Origin of the sequence: Roseateles sp. NT4, from assembly GCF_051857475.1 — a bacterium.
GTDB lineage: Bacteria > Pseudomonadota > Gammaproteobacteria > Burkholderiales > Burkholderiaceae_C > Pelomonas.
In genome coordinates, this window is record NZ_JBPZGZ010000001.1 from 1,690,368 (window position 1) to 1,714,794 (window position 24,427).

Genomic DNA, 24,427 nt, shown 5'->3' on the forward strand with positions numbered 1-24,427 from the left:
CGTTTCCTCTTCAGGTGGCGCGCACTTTACTGACGCGCCTTGGACAAGGAAGCGACACCCTTGTTGGCCAGCATGTCGGCGCGCTCGTTGCCGGGGTCGCCGGCATGGCCCTTGACCCAGCGCCAGTCCACCGTGTGCAGCTTGCGCAGTGCGTCCAGGCGCATCCACAAATCGGCGTTCTTGACCGGCTTGCCGTCGGCCGTCTTCCAGCCGCGGCGCTGCCAGTTGGTGATCCATTCGGTGATGCCCTTGCGCACGTATTCGCTGTCCAGGTAGACGACGACGTCGCAGCTGCGCTTGAGGGACGCCAGGGCCTCGATGGGCGCCGTCAGCTCCATGCGGTTGTTGGTGGTCTCGCGCTCGCCGCCGAAGAGCTCCTTGTCGTGCCCGCCGCTGCTCAGCCAGGCGCCCCAGCCGCCGGGGCCGGGGTTGCCCTTGCAGGCGCCGTCGGTGTAGATGGTGACCTGCGGGCGCTTGATGGCGACGGCAGGCTTGCTGGCTTCTTCGGTCATTCTTTTTTGTGATGGTTGTTCAGCGCGACGGCCGGCGCCTTGTTGGCGGCCAGTCGCTTGTTCTTGGACAGGCCGATCATGCGCATGCCCTGCACGCGCTTGACCGCCTGGATGAAATAGACGGCGCCCAGCACCGGCCACCAGCGCGAACCGACGTTGTCGATCCAGCGCCAGCGGTGCAGCCAAGCCTCGGAACGCAGCGGCGGCCGGTAGATGCCGAAGCGCGCCGCCTCGACGTCGAAGGACAGCAGTTTGAGCCAGTCGCGCAGCCGCCAGTAGCCGATGAACTCCCCATCGCGCGGCAGATAGGGCTCGCCGCGGCGCTTGAGGCGGCCCAGGTTCTGGCGCAGGCCCCAGAGACTGGCCGGGTTCAGGCCAAACACGATGAGCCGCCCCTCGGGCCGCAGCACGCGCTCGACCTCGCGCAGCAGCGCATGGGCGTCGCAGGCCAGTTCCAGCGCATGCGGCAACAGCACCAGGTCCAGGCTGGCGCTCTCGAAAGGCAGAGCGTCGAAGTCGCACAGCAGGTCGCGGCCGGCCAGCCAGCGGTGCGGCATGCGGTTGGTCAACAGACCGTCGAGTTCGGGCAGGCCGAGTTGTAAGGCATGAAATCCGAACAAATCGATCACGGCCGCATCGACCTGGGCCTGCTCCCAGGCCAGCAGATGTTGGCCCGGCGGGGTCTGCAGCCAGGCTGCCAAATCTATACTCGGCGCTTTATCTGTCATGGGTGATGCGCCTTTGACGCTGACGCCGATTCCTGCTTTTGACGACAACTACCTCTGGCTGCTGGACAACGGCCGCGAGGCTGTCGTCGTCGATCCCGGTGACGCCGCCCCGGTGGCGGCAGCGCTCGACGCCCGGGGCCTGACGCTGGCGGGCATTCTATTGACCCATCACCACGGCGATCACGTCGGCGGTGTCCATGCGCTGCGCGAGCGCTTGGCAGGCCCCATCTACGCCCCCGCCCACGAGAAGATGCCCGAGCCGGTGCAGCGCGTGCACGGCGGCGACACGGTCGAGCTGCTCGGCCTGAAGTTCGCCGTCATGGACGTGCCCGGCCACACGGCGGGTCACATCGCCTACTTTGCCGCTGAAGTACCGGGCGCTGATCCGCTGCTGTTCTGCGGCGACACCCTGTTCAGCGGTGGGTGCGGCCGCCTGTTCGAAGGCACGCCGGCGCAGATGCATGCCTCGCTGCAGTCCCTGGCGGCCCTGCCGCCCGAGACGCGAGTCTGCTGCGCCCATGAATACACCTTGTCCAATCTGCGCTTCGCGCATGAAGTGGACCCCGCCAACACGGCCCTGGCGGCCTATACCGCCTGGTGCGAGGAAGAACGCCGTGCAGGCCGGCCCACGCTGCCGGGCCGCATCGGCACCGAGGTCCGCATCAACCCTTTCCTGCGCTGTACTGAACCCGCTCTGCGTGAGGCCGCCCGCCGCCACGCGCCCCTGAAACTCCCGGCCGCGCCCAGCCCGGTCGATGTGTTCGCGACCCTGCGCGAATGGAAGAACGGATTCCGATGACCCTGATCCACCGCCTTTCCCCGATCTTGCTGGCCGCCCTGCTGGCTGCCTGCGCCACCACCACCCCGACCGCGGAAGCGCCCGCGACCGACACCCCCCTGTCCCCACCCGCCGCCGCGGCCGTCGCGAGCGCCACGACTGAACCCGCTGCGCCCGCCGTGCCGGTGCGTGCCATGGCGGCCGAACTGCTGGAAGACAACCTGCGCCCCGGCGAGAAGATCGACCTCGATTCGCCCGAGGTGAACGCCGACCTCTGGGCCCGCGTGCGCAAGGGCTTCCAGCTGCAGGACCTGGACGACGACTGGGTGCGCAAGGCCGAGGCCTGGTACAGCGCCCGCCCCGACTACGTCGAGCGCATGACGACGCGCGGCAGCCGCTACCTCTTCCACATCATGGAGGAGGTCGAGAAGCGCAACATGCCGGCCGAGCTGGCCCTGCTGCCCTTCGTCGAAAGCGCCTTCGTGACCCACGCCGTGTCCACGGCCAAGGCCACCGGCATGTGGCAGTTCATGCCCGCCACCGGCCGCGACTTCGACCTGAAGCAGAACATCTTCCGCGACGACCGCCGCGACGTGCTGGCCTCCACGCGCGCCGCCCTCGACTACCTCGGCCGCCTCTACAAGATGTTCGGCGACTGGCATCTGGCCCTGGCCGCCTACAACTGGGGCCCGGGCAATGTGCAGAAGGCCGTGGCGCGCAACCAGAAGCTGGGCCTGCCGACCGACTACGCCAGCCTGAAGATCCCCGACGAGACGCGCTACTACGTGCCCAAGCTGCAGGCCGTGAAGAACATCGTCTTCGCGCCGGACCGCTACGCGCTGGCCCTGCCGGTGGTGGCCAACCACCCCTATTTCCTGAGCGTCAAGATCGAGCGCGACATCGACGTCGCCCTGGCCGCCCAGCTGGCCGGCATCTCGCTGGAGACCTTCCAGCAGTTCAACCCGCAGATGAACAAGCCGGTCATCCTGGCCGCGGCCACGCCGCAGGTGCTGCTGCCCTATGACCAGGCCAGCGCCTTCGCCGAGAACCTGGCCCGCCACAGCGGCCCCATGGCGAGCTGGACGGCCTGGGTCGTGCCCAAGACCATGACGCCGGCCGAGGCCGCCAAGCGCGCCGGCACCAGCGAAGCCCTGCTGCGTGACATCAACAAGATCCCGCCCAAGATGCTGGTCAAGGCCGGCTCCACGCTGCTGGTGCCGCGCGGCGAACACATCGTGACCGACGTGTCCGAGCGCCTGGCCGACAACGCCAGCCTCAACCTCGCGCCGGATGCACCGCCGCTGCGCCGCGTCAGCCTGAAGGCCGGCAAGGCCGACACCGTGGCCCTCATCGCCGCCCGCTACAAGGTCAGGAGCGAGCAGGTGGCCCAGTGGAACAAGGTGGCCGCCAATGCCCGCTTCAAGCCGGGCCAGGCCATCGTCGTCTACACGCCCGCCGCGCCGGCCGTGGCCAAGGCCGCGACGCCTGCCAAGCCGGCGCTGAAGGTGGCGACGGCCAAGCCTCAGCCCAAGGCCAAGGGTGGCAAGGGCCGCAATGTGGTGGCCGCGGCCACGCCCTGACTCAGGTCAGCGGACGACGAAGAGCGCGACGCAGGCCGCCAGGCCTGCGACCCACATCAGGGAGCGCAGCGAGGCCTTGTCGGCCACGTAGAGGGCGATGAAGACCAGCCGGGTGGCGATGAAGCCCATCGCCAGCAGGTCCACCGTGGCCTGCGTGGCCTGGTGCTGATGCGCCACGAACAGGCCCGCCACGAAGATCGGCAGCGCCTCCCAGCTGTTGGCCTGGGCCGCATTCGCACGCGCCTGCCAGCCCTCCAGCCGGGCCAGCCACTCCCGCGGCTGGTTGTTGTCGAAGCCGCCGTCGCGGCGGCGCTTGCCGAAGCCCTTGGACTTGGCCAGCCCGGCACAGCCGATGGGCAGCAGGCAGGCGATCAGCAGGCAGATCTGGGCGATGGTCATGGCGACGTCTCCTCTTCTTATCGTCGGTCGGACAGCGCGTGGGCAATGGTGCCCAGGTCCACGTATTCCAATTCGCTGCCCACGGGTACGCCGCGCGCCAGCCGTGTCGACTTGATGCCCCGCGCGCGCAGGGCCTCGGCCAGCACATGGGCCGTGGCCTCGCCTTCGGCGGTGAAGCTGGTGGCGAGGATGACCTCCTCGACGCCGTTCTCGCCCGCTCGTGCCAGCAGTTCGGCGGCGCCGATCTGGCGTGTGCCGACACCGTCGAGCGGGCTCAGCCGGCCGAGCAGCACGAAGTAGTAGCCGCGGTAGGACGCGGTGCGTTCCAGCGCCGCCTGGTCGGCCGGCGTCTCGACGACGCAGAGCAGGCGCGTGTCACGCTCGCCGTCGGCGCAGACGCTGCAGATCGGCGTTTCGCTGAAGGTGTGGCAGCGCTCGCAATGCTTGATGCGCTCGCCGGCGGCCGTCAGTGCATCGGCCAGGCGTGGCATGGCCAGCCGGTCATGCTGCAGCAGGTGGTAGGCCATGCGCTGGGCCGATTTCTGGCCCACGCCGGGCAGGCGCTTGAGCGCCTCGATGAGCGCGTCAAGAGCGGTCAAAACGGGAATTTCATCCCGGGCGGGAGAGGCATGCCTTGCGTCAGCTTGCCCATCTTCTCGGCGCTGGTCGCTTCGGCGCGGCGCACCGCGTCGTTGAAGGCCGCGGCGACGAGGTCTTCCAGCATGTCCTTGTCATCGGCCAGCAGGCTGGGGTCGATGGTCACGCGGCGGACTTCGTTCTTGCAGGTCATGACGACCTTGACGAGGCCGGCGCCGCTCTGGCCCTCGACCTCGATGTTGGCGAGTTCGTCCTGCGCCTTCTTCAGGTTGTCCTGCATCGCCTGGGCTTGCTTCATCAAGCCGGCGAGTTGGTTTTTCATCATGATGCTGTCCTTGTCTAGGGAGTGGGCGTCAGCACGGGCTGCACGGAGCCCGGCAGGATGCGTGCCGACGGGAATTGGGAAAGCAGCGTCCGCGTCATCGGATGCTGGGCGGCCAGGTCCTCGGCCGCGCGCTGTTCGGCTTCGGCACGGGCGACCGTGCGCAGGGCAATGGAGTCTTCGGCCACGCCGGCCTCGATGTCCAGCCTGGCATTGAGCGCCGCTTCAAGCTTGCTGACCAGGGCCGGCGCCCGCAGCGACTCGCGCTCGACACGCAGCTTCCAGACTTCACGGCCGTCGATGGTCGTGCAACCCAGCGCCTGGGCCTGGCGGGCCAGTTCGCCCGTCATGCCCAGGAGATTGACCGTCGCGATGCGTTCGGCCCATTGCGCGCCTTCGGGCGTCTCGCGCAGTTCGGCACGGCGCGGTGCTTCGGGCTCGCGGGTGGCCGCTGGTGCGGATGCGGGTGCATCGTCCGCTTCCATCCACGGCGGCGGTGCGTCGTCCGGCGGCGCACCGTCCAGGTCCATGGCTTCGTCTTCAGCCTGGGCCTCGACGGGCTTGGGGCGCAGGCGATCGCTGAGCTTGGGCGCGGCCGGCGGCTCGGCCACCACCGGCGCGACGGCCACGGTCCGGGGCGCCGCGACGGGCGCAACCACGGGAGCGGGTGGCGCCACCTTGGGCAGGGGCACGGCAACCACGGCCTTGGCCACCGCCGGCGGCCTCACCAGGGCTGCGGCCTTGACGGCCTTGGGCTGGGTGCCGGCCGGGCGGAAGGCCAGCATGCGCAGCAGCACCATCAACAGGCCGGCGTATTCGTCGGGCGCCAGGTGCAGCTCGGCGCGGCCGTGCAGGGCCATGCTGTACATCAGCTGGATTTCGTCGGCCGGCAGGGCGGCGGCCAGGCGGCGGATCTCGGCGGTTTCGGCGTCGGCGTCGTCCAGGGCTGCAGGCGCGGCTTGGGCCAGGGCCATCTGCTGGAACAGCGTGGCCAGATCCTCCAACGTGCCGGCGGCCGACAGGCCGGCACCGCGCAGCGCATCGGCCTGGGCGACAACCGCTTCACCACTCGCAGCGGCCAGCGCGTCGACGATGGCCACCACATGGCCGCGGTCCACGCTGCCCAGCATCTGGCGCACGCCGGCTTCGGACAGCGAACCCGCACCGAATGCGATGGCCTGGTCGGTCAGCGACAGCGCATCGCGCATGGAGCCCCGCGCGGCCCGCGACAGCAGGCGCAGCGCGCCCGGCTCGGCCGGCACGCTCTCGGCGCCCAGCACATTGGTCAGGTGCATCTGCACGTCCGCCGCGGCCATGGGGCGCAGATTGAACTGCAGGCAGCGCGACAGCACGGTGACCGGCACCTTCTGCGGGTCGGTCGTGGCCAGCACGAACTTCAGGTAGTCGGGCGGCTCCTCCAGCGTCTTCAGCATCGCGTTGAAGGCGGTGTTGGACAGCATGTGCACTTCGTCGATCATGTAGACCTTGAAGCGCCCGACGACCGGCTTGTAGACGGCCTGGTCCAGCAGCTGGGAGATTTCCTCGACGCCGCGGTTGGACGCCGCGTCCAGCTCCACATAGTCGACGAAGCGGCCCGAATCGATGTCCCGGCAGGCCGGGCAGACGCCGCAGGGCTGGGCCGTGATGCCGCCCGTGCCGTCCGGCCCGGTGCAGTTCAGGCTCTTGGCCAGGATGCGCGAGACCGTCGTCTTGCCGACGCCGCGGGTGCCGGTGAACAGATAGGCATGGTGCAGCCGCCCCTGGGTCAGGGCATTGGCGAGAGCCTGCACGACATGCTCCTGCCCGACCAGCTGCTCGAAACTCTGCGGCCGGTATTTGCGGGCCAGGACCTGATAACTCATGGGGTGATTTTAGGGAGGGTCTGGGCAATGGCCCGGGAAGCTCAGCCGACGGCCACCGACTCGATCAGTTCATGCTGGGCCAGACGGGTCGGCGCGGCGTCACCACGCTGCACCAGCACCTCGTTGCCGTTGCTGTAGGCCACCGTGCCGTCGGTACCCAGGTCGAAGCTCAGCACATGCCGGGCCAGCACTTCCCAGTCACCCCGGCCCTGGCGGCGCACCAGCTCCCAGGAGGCCGGCACCAGCTTGCCGGCGTACTGCGGGTCGTCGCGCACGCGCTGCAGATCGATGAGGCGACCCTGCAGCCAGATCTTGCCCAGGTCCTGGTCCAGCTCGGGCGTGCGCGGCCCGCCGGCGGAGCGCAGCGGCTCCTTGCCGTAAATCATGGAGAACACGTTGAGGTAGCCAAAAATGGCCTTCAGCAGGCGCACCGGGAAGAGCAGCGTGTCCATCAGCGCGTTGCCGGCGCGCTCGCCGGGCGGCTTCTCGATGGGGCGGCGGATGGCATAGATCGCGCCGGTGGCGTCGACACGCGGCGCCAGGAAGTCGTAGCGGGCATCATCGGCCACCACTTCCATGTTGCCGCTGCGGTAGTCCAGCCGGCACAGCGTCGAGTGGCCGACGGCCCTGACGAAGCCGCGGTCGGGGTGGCGGGCCACGCCGCTGCTCTGGAACAGCAGGGCCGAGGCGGCGCCGGGCACCACCGAGGGCGCCGCGTCGATGCTGTCGCCGCCGGTGACCGCCCCCTTCAGCGTGCCTTCCTCGTCATAGACCTCGATCTGGGCCGTGCCGTCTTCGTGGCCGACGCCCAGGATGAGGTGCTTCTGCCCGGCGTGATAGGCCAGGCCGCGGATGTCGATCTTGGACTTGTGGAAGAGGCGCACCTCGCGCTGCTCCTGCACATGCAGCCGGAACAGGCCGACGGCCTCGCCGACGCGCAGCACGTAGTAGACGGTGTCGCGGTCGGGGCCGAAGCAGGCGTGCAGGAAGCGCGGCGGTGCCGTGATGCCACCGTTCTGGCTGCCCCACAGCGAATGGCTGGGGATGACGCCGGTCTGCTGCTCCCGCGGCGCGTGCTTCCATGACGAACTGCGCCGGCTGCGCTCGTCGCGCTCGATGACCTCGCGCGCGAAGGCCGACGTGATCTGCAGCGGCGCGGCGCCCTCGGCGTGCAGCCAGAGCTCTCCCTTGGCGATGATCAGACTGGGCATGTCGTTTTCTCCCTCAGACAGGCCGCGGATGGTATCGAGTGAAAGGCCCACCGATAATTGCCGGATGACCTCCCCCGCAGCTCCCCTCACCTACGACCAGGCCGGCGTCAACTACGACCTGATCGACCCGCTGAAGATCACGGCCCAGCGCGCCGCCGCGGCCACCGCTTCCCACCTCGCCGGCCACGGCTTCAGCGAGGTCAAGGCCTCGCGGGGCGAATCGGCCTATGTCGTCGACGTGGGGCCGTTCTATATCGCCTCCATCGTCGAATGCCTGGGCACCAAGACCCTGGTCGCCGACGAAATGGCCAAGCTGACGGGCAAGAGCTTCTTCGCCGGCATCGCCCAGGACACCATCGCGATGGCGGTCAACGACCTGATCACCGTCGGCGCCACGCCCCTGGTCGTGCAGGCCTACTGGGCCGCCGGCGGCAGCGACTGGTTCGGCGACGCCCAGCGCGCCCAGGCCCTGGTGGCCGGCTGGAAGGCCGCCTGTGACACCTGCCAGGTTGCCTGGGGCGGCGGCGAAACGCCCGCTCTGGCCGGCATCGTCGAGGACGGCCGCATCGACCTGGCCGCCTCCTGCACCGGCCTCATCAATCCCAAGGAACGCCTGTCGGTCGGCGACAAGCTCGGCGCCGGCGACGCCATCGTGCTGCTGGCTTCCAGCGGCATCCACGCCAACGGCTTGAGCCTGGCGCGCAAGCTGGCCGAGCGCCTGCCCCAGGGCTATCTGACCGAGATCGAGCCGGGCCTGAGCTACGGCGAAGCCCTGCTGGCCCCGACCGCCCTGTATTCGCCCGTGACCGAGGCGCTGTGGAAGGCCGGCATCGCGCCCCACTACTGCGCCAACATCACCGGCCACGGCTGGCGCAAGCTGCTGCGCCACCCCAGCCAGCTGACCTACCGCATCCACACCGTGCCGCCCAAGACGGCGGTGCTGGACTTCATCCAGCAGCAGGCCGGCCAGGACGACCGCGAGGCCTATTCGACGCTGAACATGGGCGCCGGCTTCGCCATCTTCGTCAAGGCCGATGACGCCGAGCGCACGGCCCAGGTGGCGCGCGATTGCGGCATCGCGGCCTGGGTGGCCGGCACCGTCGAGGCGGGCGAGAAGCAGTTGCTGATCGAGCCCTTGAACATCCGCTTCAGCGAAGACGACTTGGCTTTGCGCTGAACGCGCCTCGCCCATGAGCTGGTATTACACCCAGATGATCCAGTGGCATGTGCTGCTGGCTTGGTGCAGTGTGGGCTTGTTCTTCATACGAGGGCTGCTGGTGCAGTTCGGCACGGCTCAAGTGCAAGCTTTCGCGAAAGACGCCCGCCTGCTGGTGCTGGTGTTTGGCGTCAACGCCTGCCTCGTCGTCACCGGCCTGAGCCTGTGGGGTTCCATCGGCTATGGCCTGGTGCGGGACTGGTGGCTGGGCGTCAAGCTCATCGCGCTGGTGGGCTACATGATCTGCGGCCACTGGGCCATGAGCCAGGCCCGCCTGCACCTGCTGGGCTATCTGACGGCCCTTGCCCTGCTGGCCTTGGCCATGGACCTGTCCATCAACCGGCAGTTCCTGCCGGGCTGAGCACCGCCTTCAGCAACAGCGACAAGGCTGACAGCGCGGCCTCGGCATCGCCGAGCAGCTGCGCCTGCACGATGGCGCCATCCACCGCCAAAGCGATGGCAGCGGCGCGTGCACCGCGCCCCCGGCCGGGCGGCAAAACCCGGGCGATCGCATCGGCCATGTCCTGCTTGTGGGCGCGCGCCGCGTCCACCACGCCGGCATGCACGGGCCCGACCTCTCCCACGCTGTTGATGAAGGCACAGCCGCGGTAGTCGGCGCTGCTGAACCATTCCCGCAAGGCCGGCACGATGGCCAGGGCCGTGCCGCCATGGCGTGCCAGCGCGTCGCCGAACCAGCCCATCCAGAGCCCATGGCGGCGCTCGAGAAAGGCCTCGATGAGGTCGTCCTTGCTGGGGAACTGGCGATAAAAGGTGACCTTGGTGACGCCAGCCTCGGCGATCACGCGGTCGATGCCGGTGGCGCGGATGCCGTCGCGGTAGAACAGGCCATAGGCGGCAGCCAGGATGCGCTCACGCGGCGCGGCATCGGACGAGGCGGGAACATCGAGCATGCACAGCAGTGTAGACCGACCTGTCTACATGCCCTAGACTTGCGAGTAGACAGATCTGTCTACGTCACCACTTTTGCACGCCATCATGGACACCAAGCCGCCCCTGCCCCCGTTCACCCCCGAGTCCGCCATCCACAAGGTCCGCCTGGCGGAAGACGCCTGGAATTCCCGCGACCCGGCACGCGTCGCCCAGGTCTATACCGAAGACACGCGCTGGCGCAACCGCGCCGAATTCCCCGTGGGCCGCGAGCAGGTGAGGGAATTCCTCGCCCGCAAATGGGCCCGGGAACTCGACTACCGGCTCATCAAGGAGCTGTGGGCTCACGACGGCCATCGCATCGCCGTGCGCTTCGCCTACGAGTGGCACGACGATTCCGGCCAGTGGTTCCGCTCCTACGGCAACGAGAACTGGGAGTTCAACGACGCCGGCTTCATGCAGCGCCGCTTCGCCAGCATCAACGACCTGCCCATCGCCGCCGCCGATCGCAAATTCTTCTGGCCCCTGGGCCGCCGGCCGGACGACCACCCGGGGCTTTCGGAGCTGGGCTGCTGAGCCCGATTACAATGCTCCTCGACGGGCCTCCCCGCATGGAAGCGCGCCCAACCGGGTCAGGTGGGGAACCAAGCAGCCCTAAGCGTTGCAACCAGTGCCGGGGGTAAGGCTCGTCACCCCTCCCCTCCTCGTCTGAAGACCGACGCCGCCCATGACGCCGGCTGACGCCCCCTCCCTCTCTGCGCAGCCCTTCCAGGTCGGCGATTGGACGGTGGACGCCGCCGGCAACCGGCTGCTGCGCGACGGCGAGACGCGGCCCCTGCGCTTCAAGGCCATGGCCCTGCTGCTGCTGCTGGCCGAACGCGCCGGCCAGACGGTGCCGCGCGAAGACATCGTCCAGTTGATCTGGGACGGCAACGAATACGTCGCGCCGCAGGCCATCAACAACGCCGTCTGGTCCATCCGCCAGGCCCTGGGGGACGACAGCGAGTCTCCGACCTATCTCGAGACCATTCCCAAGAAGGGCTACCGCCTCATCGCGCCGGTCCGGCTGCTCGACACCACTGCGCCGCCTGCGCCCGATGACAGGCGGCGTTGGCCCTTCGTTGCCATCATGGCGCTGGTCCTGCTGTTCGCGGCGGCGGTTTTCTGGCTCCAACATCGCGACGACGCGACGGCGCCTACGCCCGCCCGCTGGACCATCACGCCGCTGACCCAGTACGCCGGCCACGAATTCCTCGGCGCCCTGTCGCCCGATGGCCGCCAGCTCGCCTTTGGCTGGTGGCAGGGCCAGGGCGGTGCGGACCTCTATCTGCGGGCCACGGCCGACCTGCACGCCGCGCCCCAGGCCATCGGCGGCGCGGTGGGCGATGTCGTCGGTCTGTCCTGGGCGCCGGACGGCAACGCCATCGTCTACGCGGCGCGACGCACACCCGAGCAATGCCAGCTGTGGATCTACGACCTGCGGCAGAACCAGAAGCGCCTGCTGGCACCCTGCCACCCGCTGTTCACGCCGCTGGTGGCGTGGTCGCCGCGCGGCGACCGCATCGCCTTCACCGGCGACGGGGGCGGCCAAGCGGGTCTGTTCCTCATCGCTCCGAATGGCGGACCGGCCCAGCGCCTCACGCGCAATCCGCCCCAGGCCCTGCCCGACCACCAGCCCGCCTGGTCGCCCGACGGCGCGCGGCTGGCGTTTGCCCGCAGCGACGCCACGGGTGGCACGCGCGACCTGTTCGAGCTGGATATCGCCAGCGGCAAACTCACCCAGCTCAGCCACGAGAAGCTGCACTATCTGCACGGCATCACCTATGCCGCCGATGGCCAGGACCTGATCTACGCCACCACCCAGCACGACGCCCGCATGCTGATGCGCTGGGACCGCCGCCAGGCGCGGGCCGTGCCGCTGGGCCTGGAAGGCAGCGCACCGGCGCTGGCCCGCGACGGCCAGCTCGTCTATGCGCTGATGCGCGGCCATGTCAGCATCGGCGAGGTGGGCTTGGATGGCAGCAACGCGGCCCCGCGCCGCCTCATCGGCTCGGTGGCCTCGGACCGCCAGCCCGACTTCAATGCGACCCAGCGCCTGCTGGCCTTCAGCTCAAGGCGCTCCGGCCTGCCGCAGATCTGGACGGCGCGGCTGGACGGCGGCCAGGCCCAGGGCCTCACCAGCCTGCCGGGGCGGGCCACGGCGCCGGCCTGGTCGGCCGACGGCCGCCGGCTGGCCTTCCTCGGCCACTGCGGCGAGCAGCAACGCTCGGGCCTGTGCCTGCTGGACAGCCCCGGCGGCACTCCACGCGCGCTGGCGGCCGATGGCTTCCTGTACGGACCACCGACCTGGGACGGCACGCAGATCTGGGTCAGCAGCAACCGCGGCGGGGCCTGGCAGGTCTGGCGCTTCGCGGCCGACGGCAGCAACGCCCAAGCCTTGGCCGGAGCGCCCGCGCCGGCCGAAGCCAGCCGCGTCGCCAGCGATGGCCGGCGCGTCTACTACCAGCCGGCGGCGGCCTCGCATCTGCTGGCGCTGACGCCGGCCAGCGGCGCGGTCGAACGCCTGGACGTGGCGGCTGAAGGCGCCGGCCTGGTCGACTGGGCTCTGCACCCCGACGGCCTGCTGGCCCTGACGCGCTCCGACGCCGAGCGCTTCGAGCTGACGCCCTGGCGCAGCGGCGAACGCCGCGTGCTGGCCCGCCAGCCGCTGGGCAGCTTTCCGGAAATGGCGGCCTTCAGCCTCGGCGAAGGCGGGCGCAGCGTCTTCGTGGAGCTGGCCGACCTGGCCTATGCCGACCTGATGCTGGCACGCTAAGCCTTTGATTCTTCGGGTGTAATTTATTTTGGATCGCGGCTGGATGCCGATTGGAGGGCGAACGCTTGCCCGGCCCTGAGGCGAGATTTCCTAATGGCCTGACTCGTCAAAGCCAACCAGGAGACCGCCTTGATCACTCGTCCTCCCAAGCCCTTGCTGCTGCCCTTGCTCACGCTGCTGACCAGCCTGTCCGCCTGCGGCGGCGGCAGCGATGCACCTGCTCTAACCCCGGCTCCGGCGCCTGCTCCCGCCCCTGCCCCCGCGCCGACACCGGCCCCAGCACCCGCCCCGGCACCCGCACCGACCCCTGCGCCAGCGCCAGCCCCTGCCGGCTGGACGGCCCTGGCCGATCTGCCGGCCGGCGTCGCGAAATTCGGCGTGGCCGAAGTCAACGGCAAGCTCTTCGTCACCGGCGGCTACGACACCAGCCGCAACGTCTACGTCTACTACATCACTGCCAACACCTGGGCCGCGGGCCCCAACCTGCAGCGAGGTACCGACAACGTGCAGGCGCTGGCCTCAGGCGGCAAGGTCTATGCGCTGGGCGGCGAGGCCAGCACGGCCCTGCAGGTCTACGACCCGGCCAGCAACAGCTGGACGCTCGGCCCCAATCTCCCCGCAGGCCGCTTCGCCAGCGCCGCGGCGGCGCTGAACGGCAAGCTCTATCTGCTGGGGGGTTGGAACCTGAGCAATGCGGCCAGCGCGTCGCTGGCCAGCGTCGCGGCCTTCGACACGGGCGCCAACGCCTGGAGCGCCGATGCCCTCATCGCCATGCCCACGGCACGCAATGCCGCAGCAGCCGGCGTCATCAGCGCGCAGATCCATGTCGTGGGTGGCCGCTCGCCCGGCATCCGGGCCAACGACCAGCAGAGCCTGGCCGCGCACGAGGTCTACAACCCGGTCACCAACGCGTGGCAAACGGCCGCCGGCCTGCCGACGGCGCGCGGCAGCATTGCGGCGGCCGTGCTGAACGGCAAGCTCTATGTCTTCGGCGGCGAAGCCACCACGGCCACCGGCAGCACGGTCAGCAACGCCGTGGAGCGCTACGACCCGGCCACCAACAGCTGGCAGGTGCTGGACGCCATGCCCTACCGCGCCCACGGCCTCGGGGCCGTGGCGGTGGGCAATGCCATCTATGTGATGGGTGGCTTCAGCGGAAGCTCGGACGCGGTAGGGACCGAATCGCGGGCCCTCTACCGCTATCAACCGGCGAACTGAGGTCAGCTGCCGGGTTGCTTCGGGATGTCGGTGGAGCGGACGACCAAGGTCGTCAGCTGGCCACCGGCCTCGGCGCTGCCGGTCACCGTGCCTTCACGCACGCGGCGTTCGCACATCTCGCGGTCTTCCGGGGGCTGGGCCTGGCAACGCTTCAGAGCGTTGGCAGCCCACTGATCCGGCTGATCGCTCGGCGAGATCAGCTTGCCCTGGCGGGCCTGCGCATAGGCAGCACCGGCCTCCTTCAGGCAGACATCGCGTGGCTGGTTGGTCTGGCCGGTCATGCAGTTGGCGCGTTCACGCTCGTACTGCAGGCGCAGAGGGTCGGTATTCCTGGGCGCCTTCGGAGCGGCCTGGGCGACACCGCCCACGGCAAGCAGGACGGCTGCCAGCCAGGCGGCGGTGTGACATCGGCGGGTGTTCATGGCGTTTCTCCTTCAGGGAAGCGGCCTCAGCCGCGGGCGCGGACCGGCTGGTTATCGTTCGAGATATAGACCTCGACGCGACGGTTCATGGCGCGGTCGGACGTGCTCGAGTTGCTGGCCACCGGGTAGGCCTCACCGTAGCCGCGGGTCGCGATGCGGGTCGGGTCCACACCCTGGGCACGCAGCGCCTCGGCCACGGCCTGCGAGCGGCGCTGCGACAACGTCAGGTTGGCGGAATCGCTGCCGACGCTGTCGGTGAAGCCCTCAATGAGGATGCGGCGATCGGGGTGCTGGTTCAGGTAGTGGGCCAGCTTGCCGATGGAGTTCTGCGCAGCCGGCTTGATCTCGGCGCGGCCGAACTCGAACAACACGTCGCCCAGCGTCACCAGCATGCCGCGATCGGTCTGCTTGGCCTGCAGATCGGCCAGCTCCTGGGCCAGCGCAGCCGCCTGGGCCTGGGCGTTGGCGGCCTGGGCCTGGGCGTTGGCGGCGTCCGCATTGGCGGCAGCGGCCTGCTGGCGCGCGACATTGGCGTCGGCGCTGGCATTGGCCGCGGCGATCTGCGCGTTGACGGCCTGGGCCTGGGCCATGTTGGCGCGGTTGGCATTGGCGTCGGCACGGGCGCGTTCACGGTCGGCCTCGGCAGCCTTGATGGCCTCTTCCTGCGTCGCGGCGCGGCCGATGGCCATGGCGGTGCGTGCCTGGGTCGAGGCGATGTAGGCCGCCGAGTCGATGTCGGCCGGTGCCTCACGCTTGGCGCTCAGCTCTTCGGCGCGGCGCAGCGAGTCGGAGGCCTTCTTGATGTCCAGCGAGGCGTACTTCAGCACGGCCGGATCGGCCTCGGCACTTTGCACGGTGCTGCGTGCTTCACGCAGGCCTGGCGTGACGGTGGGGGCGCTGGCGCAGCCGGCGAACAGGGCGGTGGCGGCGGCCAGGGCGGTCAGTTGGGCGATGGTTTTCATGGCTGTCCTTTCGATGAATCAGGAGCGGTTCAGCTGCGCCTGCAGCTGGCGGATGCTTTCGTTCACTTCGGCCAGCGCGCGGCTGGAACGCGAGGAGCGCGCGGTGGCCTGAGCCAGGGCGGCGTCGGCCGCGGCCTCGTCGGCCAGATGGCGGGCCGCGACATAGTCCTTGCGGGCCATGGCGGCATTGGCGCGGGCCAGTTTGTCGCGGGCCGTCGCCAGCTCGGCAGGCGCTTCGGCGGCATTGCCGGTGGCTTGGTCGACCGCGGAATTGGCCACCGCCATCTGTTCCTTGGGGGCGTCGCCCGAGGTTGCGCAACCAGCCAGAGCGGTGGCAGCAAGCACCGCCAACAAAGCCGCTCGGGCACTCATCATCGAATGGGGATTCATATGAACTCCTGTGATTTGCATACCCCGGCGATCAGCATCGCCACCCCGCCGGGTTCGGGTTCTTTCAGGATGCAAATTCAGTATTCGCCATGACCGGCTCGCCACCAGTCAGCATCCAGCTTCAGAAAATGTGGGATGTGCCCTACAGCGCGTAGGACCTGGCGCGCCGATTCAACCGGTGGCTTGGCGAAAGGCCATCACGGCCTGGTTGCGCAGGGTGCGGAGCAAGGAGAGTTCCTTCTCGCCCAGCTGCACGGCGCCGGCCACGGCGTGGTCGGCATAGATGAGGCCCAGCGGCGCGCCCTTCAGCATCAGGGGCAGCAGCAGGAAGCTCTGCGCCTGCAGCTCACCTCGGAACCAGCTCGGCAGGCGCGACGCGATGTTGGCCGCGCGCGCATCCTGGATCAGGGTGTCGGCGCCTTTCAGGCAGACTGCCGCGAAGAGGTCCGGCGGCTGGGCCGTCAGGTCCACGCGCAGCAGCGGCGCGAGGCGCTCGACATCGGCGCCCACGCCGAGCCGGCCCGTCAGCGCCTGGCCACGTGCGTCGCGCAGGCAGAAAACGACGCGGCGGAATCCCAGGGCGCGGTAAATGGTTTCCAGGATCATGCGCAGCACGGCATTGAGCTGGAAATGCTCGACCATGGCGTCGGTGATGTCCTGCACGCCGGCGGCCAGCAGCTGGGTGGCCTGGTCCGAGGGTGAGAGCCGCGGCGTGTCCAGGGTGCGCTCCATGACCATCGTCGGCGCGAGTTCGTGGGCCGTCAGCGAGTCATGCCCCGACGGCACCAGGGGCGCGAGCAGGCGCTGGGCCCGTGAGTCGCGCGGCAGGTGCAGGTCCAGGGCCTCGGTCATTTGGGCGAGGTGCTGGCGCGCCGTGTCGGCGGCCTTCTCGAAAGTCTCGGCGCTCAAGCCGAGCGCGCGTGAATGGCGCTGAGCCATGGCGCGCAGCCTGGCATGGGCCTGCTCGGGCGGCGTGTTCAGGATGAGGTCGGCCATGTCGTTGCTGGCCCGGGCGAGCCAGCGCTGGCGGTCGGCGTTGTCTTCCAGCAGGCGCTGCGGCGGCTCGCCGGACGGGCGGCGCATGGCGCGCTGCAGGCTGTCGGGCAACCCCCATTGGCGGGCCACGCCCAGGCCCAGGGCTTCGTAGCTCATGCCCAGCACCTGGGCCGACGCGGCACCCTCGCTGAGAGGAGGCTGGCCATCCTCCGTCGGGCTGACGAGGCGGCGCACGGCGTCGGCCTCCTCGGGGAAATAGAACTCGGTCAGCGAGCGCCCCAGGTGGTGGAACATGGCGCCGAGAAAGGCCTCCTCGGCCTCGCGCGGGTTGGGGCTGAGCTCGCGCGCCAGGGACGCCGCCATCAGCGAACGCAGATAGTCCTCGCGCAGGCGCTTGGCATGGCCTTTGTTCTCCATGCGCTCCAGCAGCACCAGGCTCAGGGCCAGGTTGCGGATGCCGGCGAAGCCGATCAGCGCCACCGCGCGCGACACCGTGCTGATGCCGCCGCCCCCCGTGTGGCGGTATTGGGCCGTGTTGACCAGGCGCAGCAGCTTCTGCGTCAGGGCCACGTCCTTCAGGATCTCGTTGGACAGGCTGGCCAGGCTCTCGTTCTCGGACTGCGTCAGGCGCTGGATGCGGCCGATGGCGTCCGACAACGCCGGGAAGTCACTGCGATGGCGCATGCGGCGCAGCAGGAAGTCCAGCACCGGTGCTTCGGCCTCGGCATCCGGCTCGGCGACCGGGCGCAGCCAGGCGGCCAGCGCGTCGCGCATCAGGGCCGCGCTGGGCCAGCGTGCCGACGGCTCGCGTGCCAGGCCACGCTGCACGATGGCGCGCAGCGCGTCGTCCACGCTGCTGTCCAGGCCGGAGGGCAGCATGAGGTCGCTCGTCTGGACGCGCTGGATGGTGCGCCAGGGATCGGGGTCGTGGTTCAGGCGCTGGCCGCTCAGCATCTCGGCCAGCATGATGGCGGCCGCGAAGACGTCCATCTGCGGGTGCGGCGGCGCACCGCGCGCCGCCTCGGGCGAGATATAGCCCGGCGTGCCGACGATGCGCGACTTGGCGTTGGCGTCGTTGGACACGCGGGCAGCGATGCCGAAGTCCATCACCCGCGGCCGCCCGCGGGCATCGAGCAGGATGTTGCTGGGCTTGAGGTCGCGATGCACCAGACCGGCGGAGTGGGCCGCGGTCAGGCCATCCAGGATGCCCAGCAGATAGGTGACGGCTTCGGGCGTCGTCGGCAGCGGGCCGGCGCGCAGGCGCTGGCTCAGGGTGCCGCCGGAGACGTACTCGAAGACGAGGTAGGAGCGCCCGCCCTGGGTGTCGGCCTCGAAGACCGGCACGATGTTGGGATGGGTCAGGCGGCTGACGGCGCGCGCCTCGTGGAGCCACTCGTCGACGCTGCCAGGCTCGGCGGCTGCCTTCAGCAGCTTGACGGCGACCTCGCGGTCCAGCAGCGGGTCATGGGCCAGCCAGACCGTCGCCTGCGCGCCCTCACCCAGCCGCTGCAGCAACCTGAAGCGGCCGAGCTGGGGAGGCAGGTCGTCGGCCATGGCGCGTTTTCAGGAGCCGCCGCGGGCGGACAGGCGTTCGCGCAGTGAGCCGCTCCCGGACGCAGGCGCATCCGCGACGGGTGGCGCCGGCGGCTTGCTGGCGCCGGGGTTGAGCGCCTCCATGACCTCGCGCAGGCCCAGGCCCAGGGCCTTGGCATAGCGCCGCGTCGCGGCATCCACGCCCGGGCGACGGCGCGCCTCGGGCAGGCCGAGGGCATCGATCAGCTCGTTGGCAAAGCTGCAGGTCAGGCGCAGGGTGTCGGCATCGCTGCGCGGCGGGTGTACCGCACCATCGAGCGGCTGGCGGCGGATCATCTGCAGCAGCTCGTCGCCCAGGCCCCAGTGGCGGGCCACGGCCGCGCCCAGCGCATCCAGGTCGCAGCCGAGCACGGCGTAGGCTGCGGCCTGCTCGCTCATGGCCGGCGGAATGGGCTGGTCCTCGGTGGGCTCGGGCGGCACCATCAGCTGGCGGATCTGCTGGGCGTCGTCCGGGAAGTGGTACTGCAGCAGCAGGCGCCCCAGGTTCTGCATGACGGTGATGAGGTGGACGACCTCGGCGTCATAGCCGGCCGGGCGCAGGGCCTGGGCGACCTGGGCCGCCTTGGTGACGCGGGCCATGAGCTGGCGCAGCATCTCGGCCGCCACCGGCGCCAACGGGCCCGGCCAGGGCTTGAGCGCGTTGGCTGCGAGCTGCAGGCCGTCCAGGCCAAGCATCTGGATGGCGCGCTGCATGTTGAGGATGGTCTCGCCCTGGTGACCGCTTTGCTTGAGCGCGTTGTTGACGCGACGCACCAGCTCCAGGCTGAGCGCCATGTCTTTCAGAACGAACTCCGACAGCGCGCTGGCATGCTGGGACTCCAGGCCCGAGCCGCCCGTGAAGCGATGCAGGCCACTGGTCGTGGTCGGCAGGTGGCCGATGCGCTGCAGCTTGTCCAGCAGCAGCACGATGGGGCCGCCGTCGTCGTGGGCGGCGGCTTGGCGCCAGCCGTCCAGCGCACGCCAGAAGCTGCGCGCCAGGTGGTAGCGCTGGCGCAGCTGTCGGTCCGTCGCGCGGTTGCAGATGGCGCGCAGCGGGTCGGCAATCGGGTGGGGCGTCTCCCAGCCGAGGCGCACCATCTCGCGGCCGATGGGCTGCATCTGCTGCACAACATGCTGCAGGTCGTTCTCTTCCAGCACGGGCTTGCCGCTGAGGATGCGATTCAGCAGCAGGCCGACGCAGAGCACGTCCTCCTCCGCCGACTCGCGCACGGCGCGGCGGGTCACGGCATTGAAGTCGATGGTGGCGGGGAAAACCTCCTGCGCCACCTCCAGGCCGACGAGGCGGACCTTGTCGCCGGCGTCGATGATGAGGCTGGCGGTCTGGATGTCGCGGTGGGCGTGGCCGGCTTCGTGCGCAAAGGCCAGGCCTTCCAGCAGCTGGGCGATCCAGTTCGCGGCGTCGATGGGCAGCGGCGCCGTCTGGCGGGCCAGGCGCTCGTCCAGGGTCTCGCCCAGGGCGCGGTCATAGGCGACGTAGGGCCAGCTCTCGACCTGGCCGATCTCGAAGGGTGGCGCGAGATTGGGGTGCTGCACGCGCTCGGCCCCCTGGGCCATGCGCAGCCAATGTTCCAGGGCCGCCGCGCTGTTGGGCTTGTCGCGCGGCATGCACAGCATCAGCTCCTGGCCATGGCGAGGATCGAAGACGCGCCAGATCAGGCTGCGTGCGCTCTTGGACAACAGGGCGCGCAGCTCGAAACGGCCAAAGCCTTTCAGCGGTGGGGCGGCAGGGCTGGTTTCAGGCACGGCGGACGTGGGCAGGCTGTAACAGTTGGTGTCCCTGCATTGGACTCCAGGCTAGAGGGGCCGAGCTTGCTGCCAAGCGTCGAAATGCGACGGATTTCCTCCCCATCCGACCGCATTCCATCGCTTGTGTGCATCAGCTCACGCTCCAGGCCTTGTACACCCGTGCCTTCAGAGCGGCTGTCAGCCGGAACCGGGTCTCAGCTCGTGAGCTGACTCCACACCTTGTCGAGTCGTTTCACACTCACCGGCTGCGGCGTGCGCAGTTCCTGCGCGAACAGGCTGACCCGCAGCTCCTCCAGCTGCCAGCGGAAATCGTCCAGCCGCCCATCCTTCACGCCCTTCAGCTCGGCCAGGCGGCGGGTGTAGCGCTGCTCCAGCGGCTTGACCTCGCTCATCAGCTTGGTGTCGCGCGCCGGGTCGGCGCGCAGCTTGTCCAGCCGCGTCGTGATGGCCTTGAGGTAGCGCGGCAGATGCTGCAGCTGGGCCCAGGGCGTGTCCAGCGCAAAGCGCTTGGGCACCAGGCGCTGCAGCTGGGCCGTGATGTCGTCGCCGACGTCCTTGGCCGGTCGCGAGTCCTTGAGCTTGCGGGTTGCGTTGGCCAGCTCCTGCAGCACCGCGTGCACGGCGCGAGCGACTTCCTGGGCAATCAGGTTCAAGCGGCTGCGGCCTTCCTCGATGCGCTTCTTGAAGCTCATCGCATCGGTCGGCAGCGGGTCGCCCAGGAAGGCGCGGTCCAGGGCCACGCCGATGATCTGGTCGCGCAGCTCCTCGGCCGTGCCCAGGCCCATGAAGAGCACCGACATGCGCTGCAGGTCGGGGATGTTCTTCTCGAGGAACTTCAGCGGTTCCTTGAGCTGCAGCGCGATCAGGCGGCGCAGGCCGGCGCGGTGCTTCGCAGCCGCGACTGCGGGTTCGTCGAAGACCTCGATCTCGACCGCGTTGCCCTTGTCGATCAGGGCCGGGAAGCCGATCAGCGTCTGGCCACCCTTGCGCACTTCCAGCAGCTCAGGCAACTCGCCGAAGGTCCAGTCGGTGTAGGTCTGGCTGGCGTCACGCGCCGGCTCGGACTTTTTGACCACCTCGGCCCGGATGCCCTTGCCTGTCACGGGCTCGGGAGCCGGCTTGGGGGCTTCTGCCGCAGGAAGCTTCAAAGCCGCCAGCGCCTGGAAGGCCGACCTCGCCTGCCCACCCAGCTCCGCCTTCAGCGCGGCGAGCTGGCGGCCCTGGCCGAGCTGGCGGCCATGCTCGTCGACGACGCGGAAGTTCATGAAGAGATGCGGCGCCAGCTGTTCCAGCTTGAAGTCATTGCGCTGCACGGCGATCTGGCTGCGGTCCTTCACCGCCCTGAGCAGGGTGTCGATCAGACCGCCCTGGCAGAAGGGCTGCAGCTCGATGAACTCGGCGACGAAGTCCGGCAGCGGGGTCAGACGGGCGCGCGGCTTCTGGTGCAGGCTCTTCAACAGCGCCGTCACCTTCTGGGCCAGCATGCCGGGCACCAGCCATTCGGCGCGCTCCTCGCTGACCTGGTTCAGCGCAAAGATCGGCACGGTCACCGTCAGGCCGTCACGGGCGTCGCCGGGCTGGTGCAGATAGGTGGCCGCGCAGTCCACGCCGCCCAGGCGGATGACCTTGGGGAAAGCCTCGCTGGTGACGCCCGCGGCCTCGTGGCGCATCAGCTCGTCCTGGCTGAGCTGCAAGAGCTTGTCGTTGCTCTTGCTGGCCTCGCGCCACCACTTCAGCAGCGTCGCGCCGGAGTACACATTCGGCGGCAGCTTGTCGTCGTAGAAGGCGTAGATGAGCTCGTCGTCGACCAGCACGTCCTGGCGACGCGACTTGTGCTCCAGGGCCTCGACCTTGCTGATCTGGCGGCGGTTGTGGCCGAGGAAAGGCAGCTGCTTGACGAGGTCTTCTGGCAGATCGTCGTTGACCAGGCCCTCGCGGATGAAGATCTCGCGCGCGGCCTTGGGGTCGACGCGGCCGAAGTTCACGCGCTTGTTGCTGTAGAGCACGATGCCGTAGAGGGTCGCGCGCTCCAGCGCCACGACCTCGGCGGCCTTCTTCTCCCAGTGCGGCTCCAGCAGCTGGGTCTTGATCAAATGGCCCGCGATCGGCGGCAGCCACTGCGGCTCGATGTTGGCCAGGCCCCGGCCGTACAGCCGCGACGTGTCCACCAGCTCGGCCGCAACGATCCAGCGGCCGGGCTTCTTGCTCAAGTGAGCGCCGGGATGGCGGTAGAACTTGATGCCGCGGGCGCCGAGGTACCAGTCCTCGTCGTCGCTCTTCTGGCCGATATTGCCCAGCAGGCCAGCCAGCATGGACAGATGCACCTGCTCGTAGGTCGCCAGGCTCTGGTTGAGCCGCCAGCCCTGCTCGGCCACCACGGTGTGCAGCTGCGAATGCACGTCGCGCCACTCGCGCACGCGGCGCGGGCTGACGAAGTTCTCGCGCAGCAGCTGCTCATGCTTGCGGCTGGACAGCTTGTGTTCGCCCTCCCCGCCGCGGCTTTCACCCAGCCATTTCCACAGTTTCAGATAGCCCATGAATTCCGACTTCTCGTCGTCGAACTTCTTGTGCTTCTCGTCGGCGGCCTGGGCCTGCTCCTGGGGCCGGTCGCGCACGTCCTGGCCGCTCAGGGCCGAGGCGATGACGAGCACCTCGGTCAGCGCATCGCGGGTGCGCGCCTCCAGGATCATGCGGCCCACGCGCGGGTCCAGCGGCAGGCGCGACAGCTCGCGGCCCAGCGGCGTCAGCTCGTTGTTGTCGTCGGTGGCACCCAGCTCGGCCAGCAGCTGGTAGCCGTCGGCAATCGCCTTGGGGCGCGGCGCCTCCAGGAAGGGGAAGCGCTCGACGTCGCCCAGGTGCAGCGACTTCATGCGCAGGATGACGCCGGCCAGCGATGACCGCAGGATCTCCGGGTCGGTGAACTTGGGCCGCTCGTTGAATTCCTTCTCGCTGTACAGCCGCACGCAGATGCCGTTGGACACCCGGCCGCAGCGGCCGGCGCGCTGGTTGGCCGCAGCCTGGCTGATGTTCTCGATCAGCAGCTGCTCGACCTTGTTGCGGTAGCTGTAGCGCTTGACGCGCGCCAGGCCCGGGTCGATGACGTAGCGAATGCCGGGCACGGTCAGCGAGGTTTCGGCCACATTGGTCGCCAGCACGATGCGGCGCTGGCCGTGGGGCTCGAAGACCTTGTTCTGCTCGGCTTCGGACAGGCGCGAGAACAGCGGCAGCACCTCCACGCCGGGCGGATGGTGCTTGCGCAGGGCCTCGGCCGCCTCGCGGATCTCGCGCTCGCCGGGCAGGAAGACCAGCACGTCGCCGCCGCCCTCGCGCCACAGCTCGTCCACGGCGTCGGTAATGGCGTTGTTGAGGTCGTACTCGCGGCTTTCCTCGAAAGGACGGTAGCGCTGCTCGACCGGGTAGAGCCGGCCCGAGACCATCAGCACCGGCGCCGGGCCCTTGGCGGATTCGAAGTGCTTGGCGAAACGGTCAGCGTCGATGGTGGCTGACGTGACGATGATCTTCAGATCGGGCCGGCGCGGCAGCAGCTCGCGCAGATAGCCCAGCAGGAAGTCGATGTTGAGGCTGCGCTCGTGGGCCTCGTCGATGATCAGCGTGTCATAGGCCTTCAGCAGCGGGTCGCTCTGCGTCTCGGCCAGCAGGATGCCGTCCGTCATCAGCTTGACCGAGGCGCCCTTGGACAGCCGGTCCTGGAAGCGGACCTTGTAGCCCACCACCTCGCCCAGCGGCGTCTTCAGCTCCTCGGCAATGCGCTTGGCCACGCTGCTGGCGGCAATCCGCCGCGGCTGGGTGTGGCCAATCAGGCCGCCGCCATTGACCCGCCCACGGCCCAGGGCCAGCGCGATCTTGGGCAGCTGGGTGGTCTTGCCGGAACCGGTCTCGCCGCAGACGATGACGACCTGGTGCTCGGCGATGGCCCGCATGATCTCGTCACGGCGGGAACTGACCGGCAGCGATTCTGGGAATGAAATGGAGAGAGCCGGCTGCACAGGCCGGCTCTCGATACGTTCGGAACTCATTGAGGCGGGATTGTCCCGCAAGTGGGGCCTGCTCGCCCTGCGGCAACGCGCCGCGTTGTGGCCAGAAAGGCCGCAGGCACGACAGCAAACCGCCAGCTGGGCTCCTGCCCAGCGAGGATTTGCAACACAGCATGCGGCCTTTCTGGCCACAACCC

21 protein-coding genes and 1 other RNA gene are annotated in these 24,427 nt (G+C 69.3%); 8 read left to right on the plus strand and 14 right to left on the minus strand.

The window, feature by feature from the left end; translation table 11 throughout:
* Positions 1-26: 26 nt before the first annotated feature.
* Both rnhA and ACS5PN_RS07960 read right to left on the minus strand, forming a co-directional pair.
* On the minus strand, positions 27-512 hold the full coding sequence (gene rnhA / locus ACS5PN_RS07955) for a ribonuclease HI (protein WP_439463387.1): 486 nt from the start codon (positions 510-512) through the stop codon (positions 27-29).
* Entirely contained in the window at positions 509-1,213 is a 705-nt protein-coding gene (locus ACS5PN_RS07960) for a class I SAM-dependent methyltransferase (protein ID WP_439463388.1), read from the minus strand. Before ACS5PN_RS07960 ends, rnhA begins: the two co-directional genes overlap by 4 nt.
* A 25-nt stretch (positions 1,214-1,238) precedes the next feature.
* On the opposite strand from ACS5PN_RS07960, the gene gloB reads away from it, so the two are divergent.
* Positions 1,239-2,039 carry a hydroxyacylglutathione hydrolase gene (gene gloB, locus ACS5PN_RS07965; protein ID WP_439463389.1) on the plus strand — a complete coding sequence of 267 codons (801 nt, stop codon included), beginning with the start codon at positions 1,239-1,241 and terminating at the stop codon, positions 2,037-2,039.
* Complete coding sequence (locus ACS5PN_RS07970; protein ID WP_439463390.1) at positions 2,036-3,598, plus strand: transglycosylase SLT domain-containing protein; 1,563 nt, start codon at positions 2,036-2,038, stop codon at positions 3,596-3,598. The genes gloB and ACS5PN_RS07970 overlap by 4 nt, the downstream gene beginning before the upstream one ends.
* 6 nt (positions 3,599-3,604) lie before the next feature.
* Here ACS5PN_RS07970 and ACS5PN_RS07975 read toward each other — a convergent pair whose 3' ends face one another.
* From ACS5PN_RS07975 to ACS5PN_RS07995, 5 genes are read right to left on the minus strand one after another with little or no spacing between them, the layout of a single operon-like run.
* Positions 3,605-3,997, minus strand: coding sequence for an MAPEG family protein (locus tag ACS5PN_RS07975; RefSeq protein WP_439463391.1), 393 nt, complete (start codon positions 3,995-3,997; stop codon positions 3,605-3,607).
* Between the two features lie 17 nt (positions 3,998-4,014).
* Positions 4,015-4,596, minus strand: coding sequence for a recombination mediator RecR (gene recR, locus ACS5PN_RS07980; protein WP_439463392.1), 582 nt, complete (start codon positions 4,594-4,596; stop codon positions 4,015-4,017).
* Positions 4,593-4,919, minus strand: a complete 327-nt coding sequence (locus tag ACS5PN_RS07985; protein WP_439463393.1) for a YbaB/EbfC family nucleoid-associated protein — start codon at positions 4,917-4,919, stop codon at positions 4,593-4,595. Before ACS5PN_RS07985 ends, recR begins: the two co-directional genes overlap by 4 nt.
* A 14-nt stretch (positions 4,920-4,933) precedes the next feature.
* The gene (dnaX, locus tag ACS5PN_RS07990) at positions 4,934-6,778 is read right to left on the minus strand and encodes a DNA polymerase III subunit gamma/tau (protein ID WP_439463394.1); all 1,845 of its coding nucleotides are present in this window, start codon (positions 6,776-6,778) and stop codon (positions 4,934-4,936) included.
* A gap of 41 nt (positions 6,779-6,819) precedes the next feature.
* Positions 6,820-7,989, minus strand: a complete 1,170-nt coding sequence (locus ACS5PN_RS07995; RefSeq protein WP_439463395.1) for a hypothetical protein — start codon at positions 7,987-7,989, stop codon at positions 6,820-6,822.
* 64 nt (positions 7,990-8,053) lie between these two features.
* On the opposite strand from ACS5PN_RS07995, the gene ACS5PN_RS08000 reads away from it, so the two are divergent.
* Positions 8,054-9,166 carry an AIR synthase-related protein gene (locus tag ACS5PN_RS08000; protein WP_439463396.1) on the plus strand — a complete coding sequence of 371 codons (1,113 nt, stop codon included), beginning with the start codon at positions 8,054-8,056 and terminating at the stop codon, positions 9,164-9,166.
* Positions 9,167-9,179: 13 nt separating this feature from the next.
* A complete protein-coding gene (locus ACS5PN_RS08005) occupies positions 9,180-9,566 on the plus strand; it encodes a SirB2 family protein (RefSeq protein ID WP_439463397.1) in 387 nt (128 codons plus the stop codon).
* Here ACS5PN_RS08005 and ACS5PN_RS08010 read toward each other — a convergent pair.
* Positions 9,541-10,116 carry a TetR/AcrR family transcriptional regulator gene (locus tag ACS5PN_RS08010; RefSeq protein ID WP_439463398.1) on the minus strand — a complete coding sequence of 192 codons (576 nt, stop codon included), beginning with the start codon at positions 10,114-10,116 and terminating at the stop codon, positions 9,541-9,543. The genes ACS5PN_RS08005 and ACS5PN_RS08010 overlap by 26 nt on opposite strands.
* An 85-nt stretch (positions 10,117-10,201) precedes the next feature.
* On the opposite strand from ACS5PN_RS08010, the gene ACS5PN_RS08015 reads away from it, so the two are divergent.
* From ACS5PN_RS08015 to ACS5PN_RS08030, 4 genes are all read left to right on the plus strand, one after another.
* Positions 10,202-10,669 (plus strand): DUF1348 family protein, encoded by a 468-nt coding sequence (locus ACS5PN_RS08015; RefSeq protein ID WP_439463399.1) that lies wholly within the window; start codon positions 10,202-10,204, stop codon positions 10,667-10,669.
* A 20-nt stretch (positions 10,670-10,689) separates the two neighbouring features.
* An RNA gene (gene ffs / locus ACS5PN_RS08020) (signal recognition particle sRNA small type) lies at positions 10,690-10,787 on the plus strand.
* Between the two features lie 33 nt (positions 10,788-10,820).
* The gene (locus ACS5PN_RS08025) at positions 10,821-12,908 is read left to right on the plus strand and encodes a winged helix-turn-helix domain-containing protein (RefSeq protein WP_439463400.1); all 2,088 of its coding nucleotides are present in this window, start codon (positions 10,821-10,823) and stop codon (positions 12,906-12,908) included.
* 129 nt (positions 12,909-13,037) lie between these two features.
* Complete coding sequence (locus ACS5PN_RS08030) at positions 13,038-14,126, plus strand: Kelch repeat-containing protein (RefSeq protein WP_439463401.1); 1,089 nt, start codon at positions 13,038-13,040, stop codon at positions 14,124-14,126.
* Between the two features lie 2 nt (positions 14,127-14,128).
* On the opposite strand, the gene ACS5PN_RS08035 is transcribed toward ACS5PN_RS08030, so the two are convergent.
* The 6 genes from ACS5PN_RS08035 to hrpA all read right to left on the minus strand — a co-directional run bounded on the left by ACS5PN_RS08035 (position 14,129) and on the right by hrpA (position 24,272).
* Positions 14,129-14,548, minus strand: a complete 420-nt coding sequence (locus ACS5PN_RS08035; RefSeq protein WP_439463402.1) for a hypothetical protein — start codon at positions 14,546-14,548, stop codon at positions 14,129-14,131.
* A 26-nt stretch (positions 14,549-14,574) separates the two neighbouring features.
* Positions 14,575-15,510 (minus strand): OmpA family protein, encoded by a 936-nt coding sequence (locus ACS5PN_RS08040; protein ID WP_439463403.1) that lies wholly within the window; start codon positions 15,508-15,510, stop codon positions 14,575-14,577.
* Between the two features lie 18 nt (positions 15,511-15,528).
* Positions 15,529-15,900 (minus strand): DUF4398 domain-containing protein, encoded by a 372-nt coding sequence (locus tag ACS5PN_RS08045; protein WP_439463404.1) that lies wholly within the window; start codon positions 15,898-15,900, stop codon positions 15,529-15,531.
* Positions 15,901-16,071: 171 nt separating this feature from the next.
* Positions 16,072-18,450 (minus strand): protein kinase domain-containing protein, encoded by a 2,379-nt coding sequence (locus ACS5PN_RS08050; RefSeq protein ID WP_439463405.1) that lies wholly within the window; start codon positions 18,448-18,450, stop codon positions 16,072-16,074.
* A gap of 9 nt (positions 18,451-18,459) precedes the next feature.
* A complete protein-coding gene (locus ACS5PN_RS08055; RefSeq protein ID WP_439463406.1) occupies positions 18,460-20,232 on the minus strand; it encodes an HDOD domain-containing protein in 1,773 nt (590 codons plus the stop codon).
* Between the two features lie 197 nt (positions 20,233-20,429).
* Positions 20,430-24,272 carry an ATP-dependent RNA helicase HrpA gene (hrpA, locus tag ACS5PN_RS08060; protein ID WP_439463407.1) on the minus strand — a complete coding sequence of 1,281 codons (3,843 nt, stop codon included), beginning with the start codon at positions 24,270-24,272 and terminating at the stop codon, positions 20,430-20,432.
* Between the last annotated feature and the right edge of the window lie 155 nt (positions 24,273-24,427).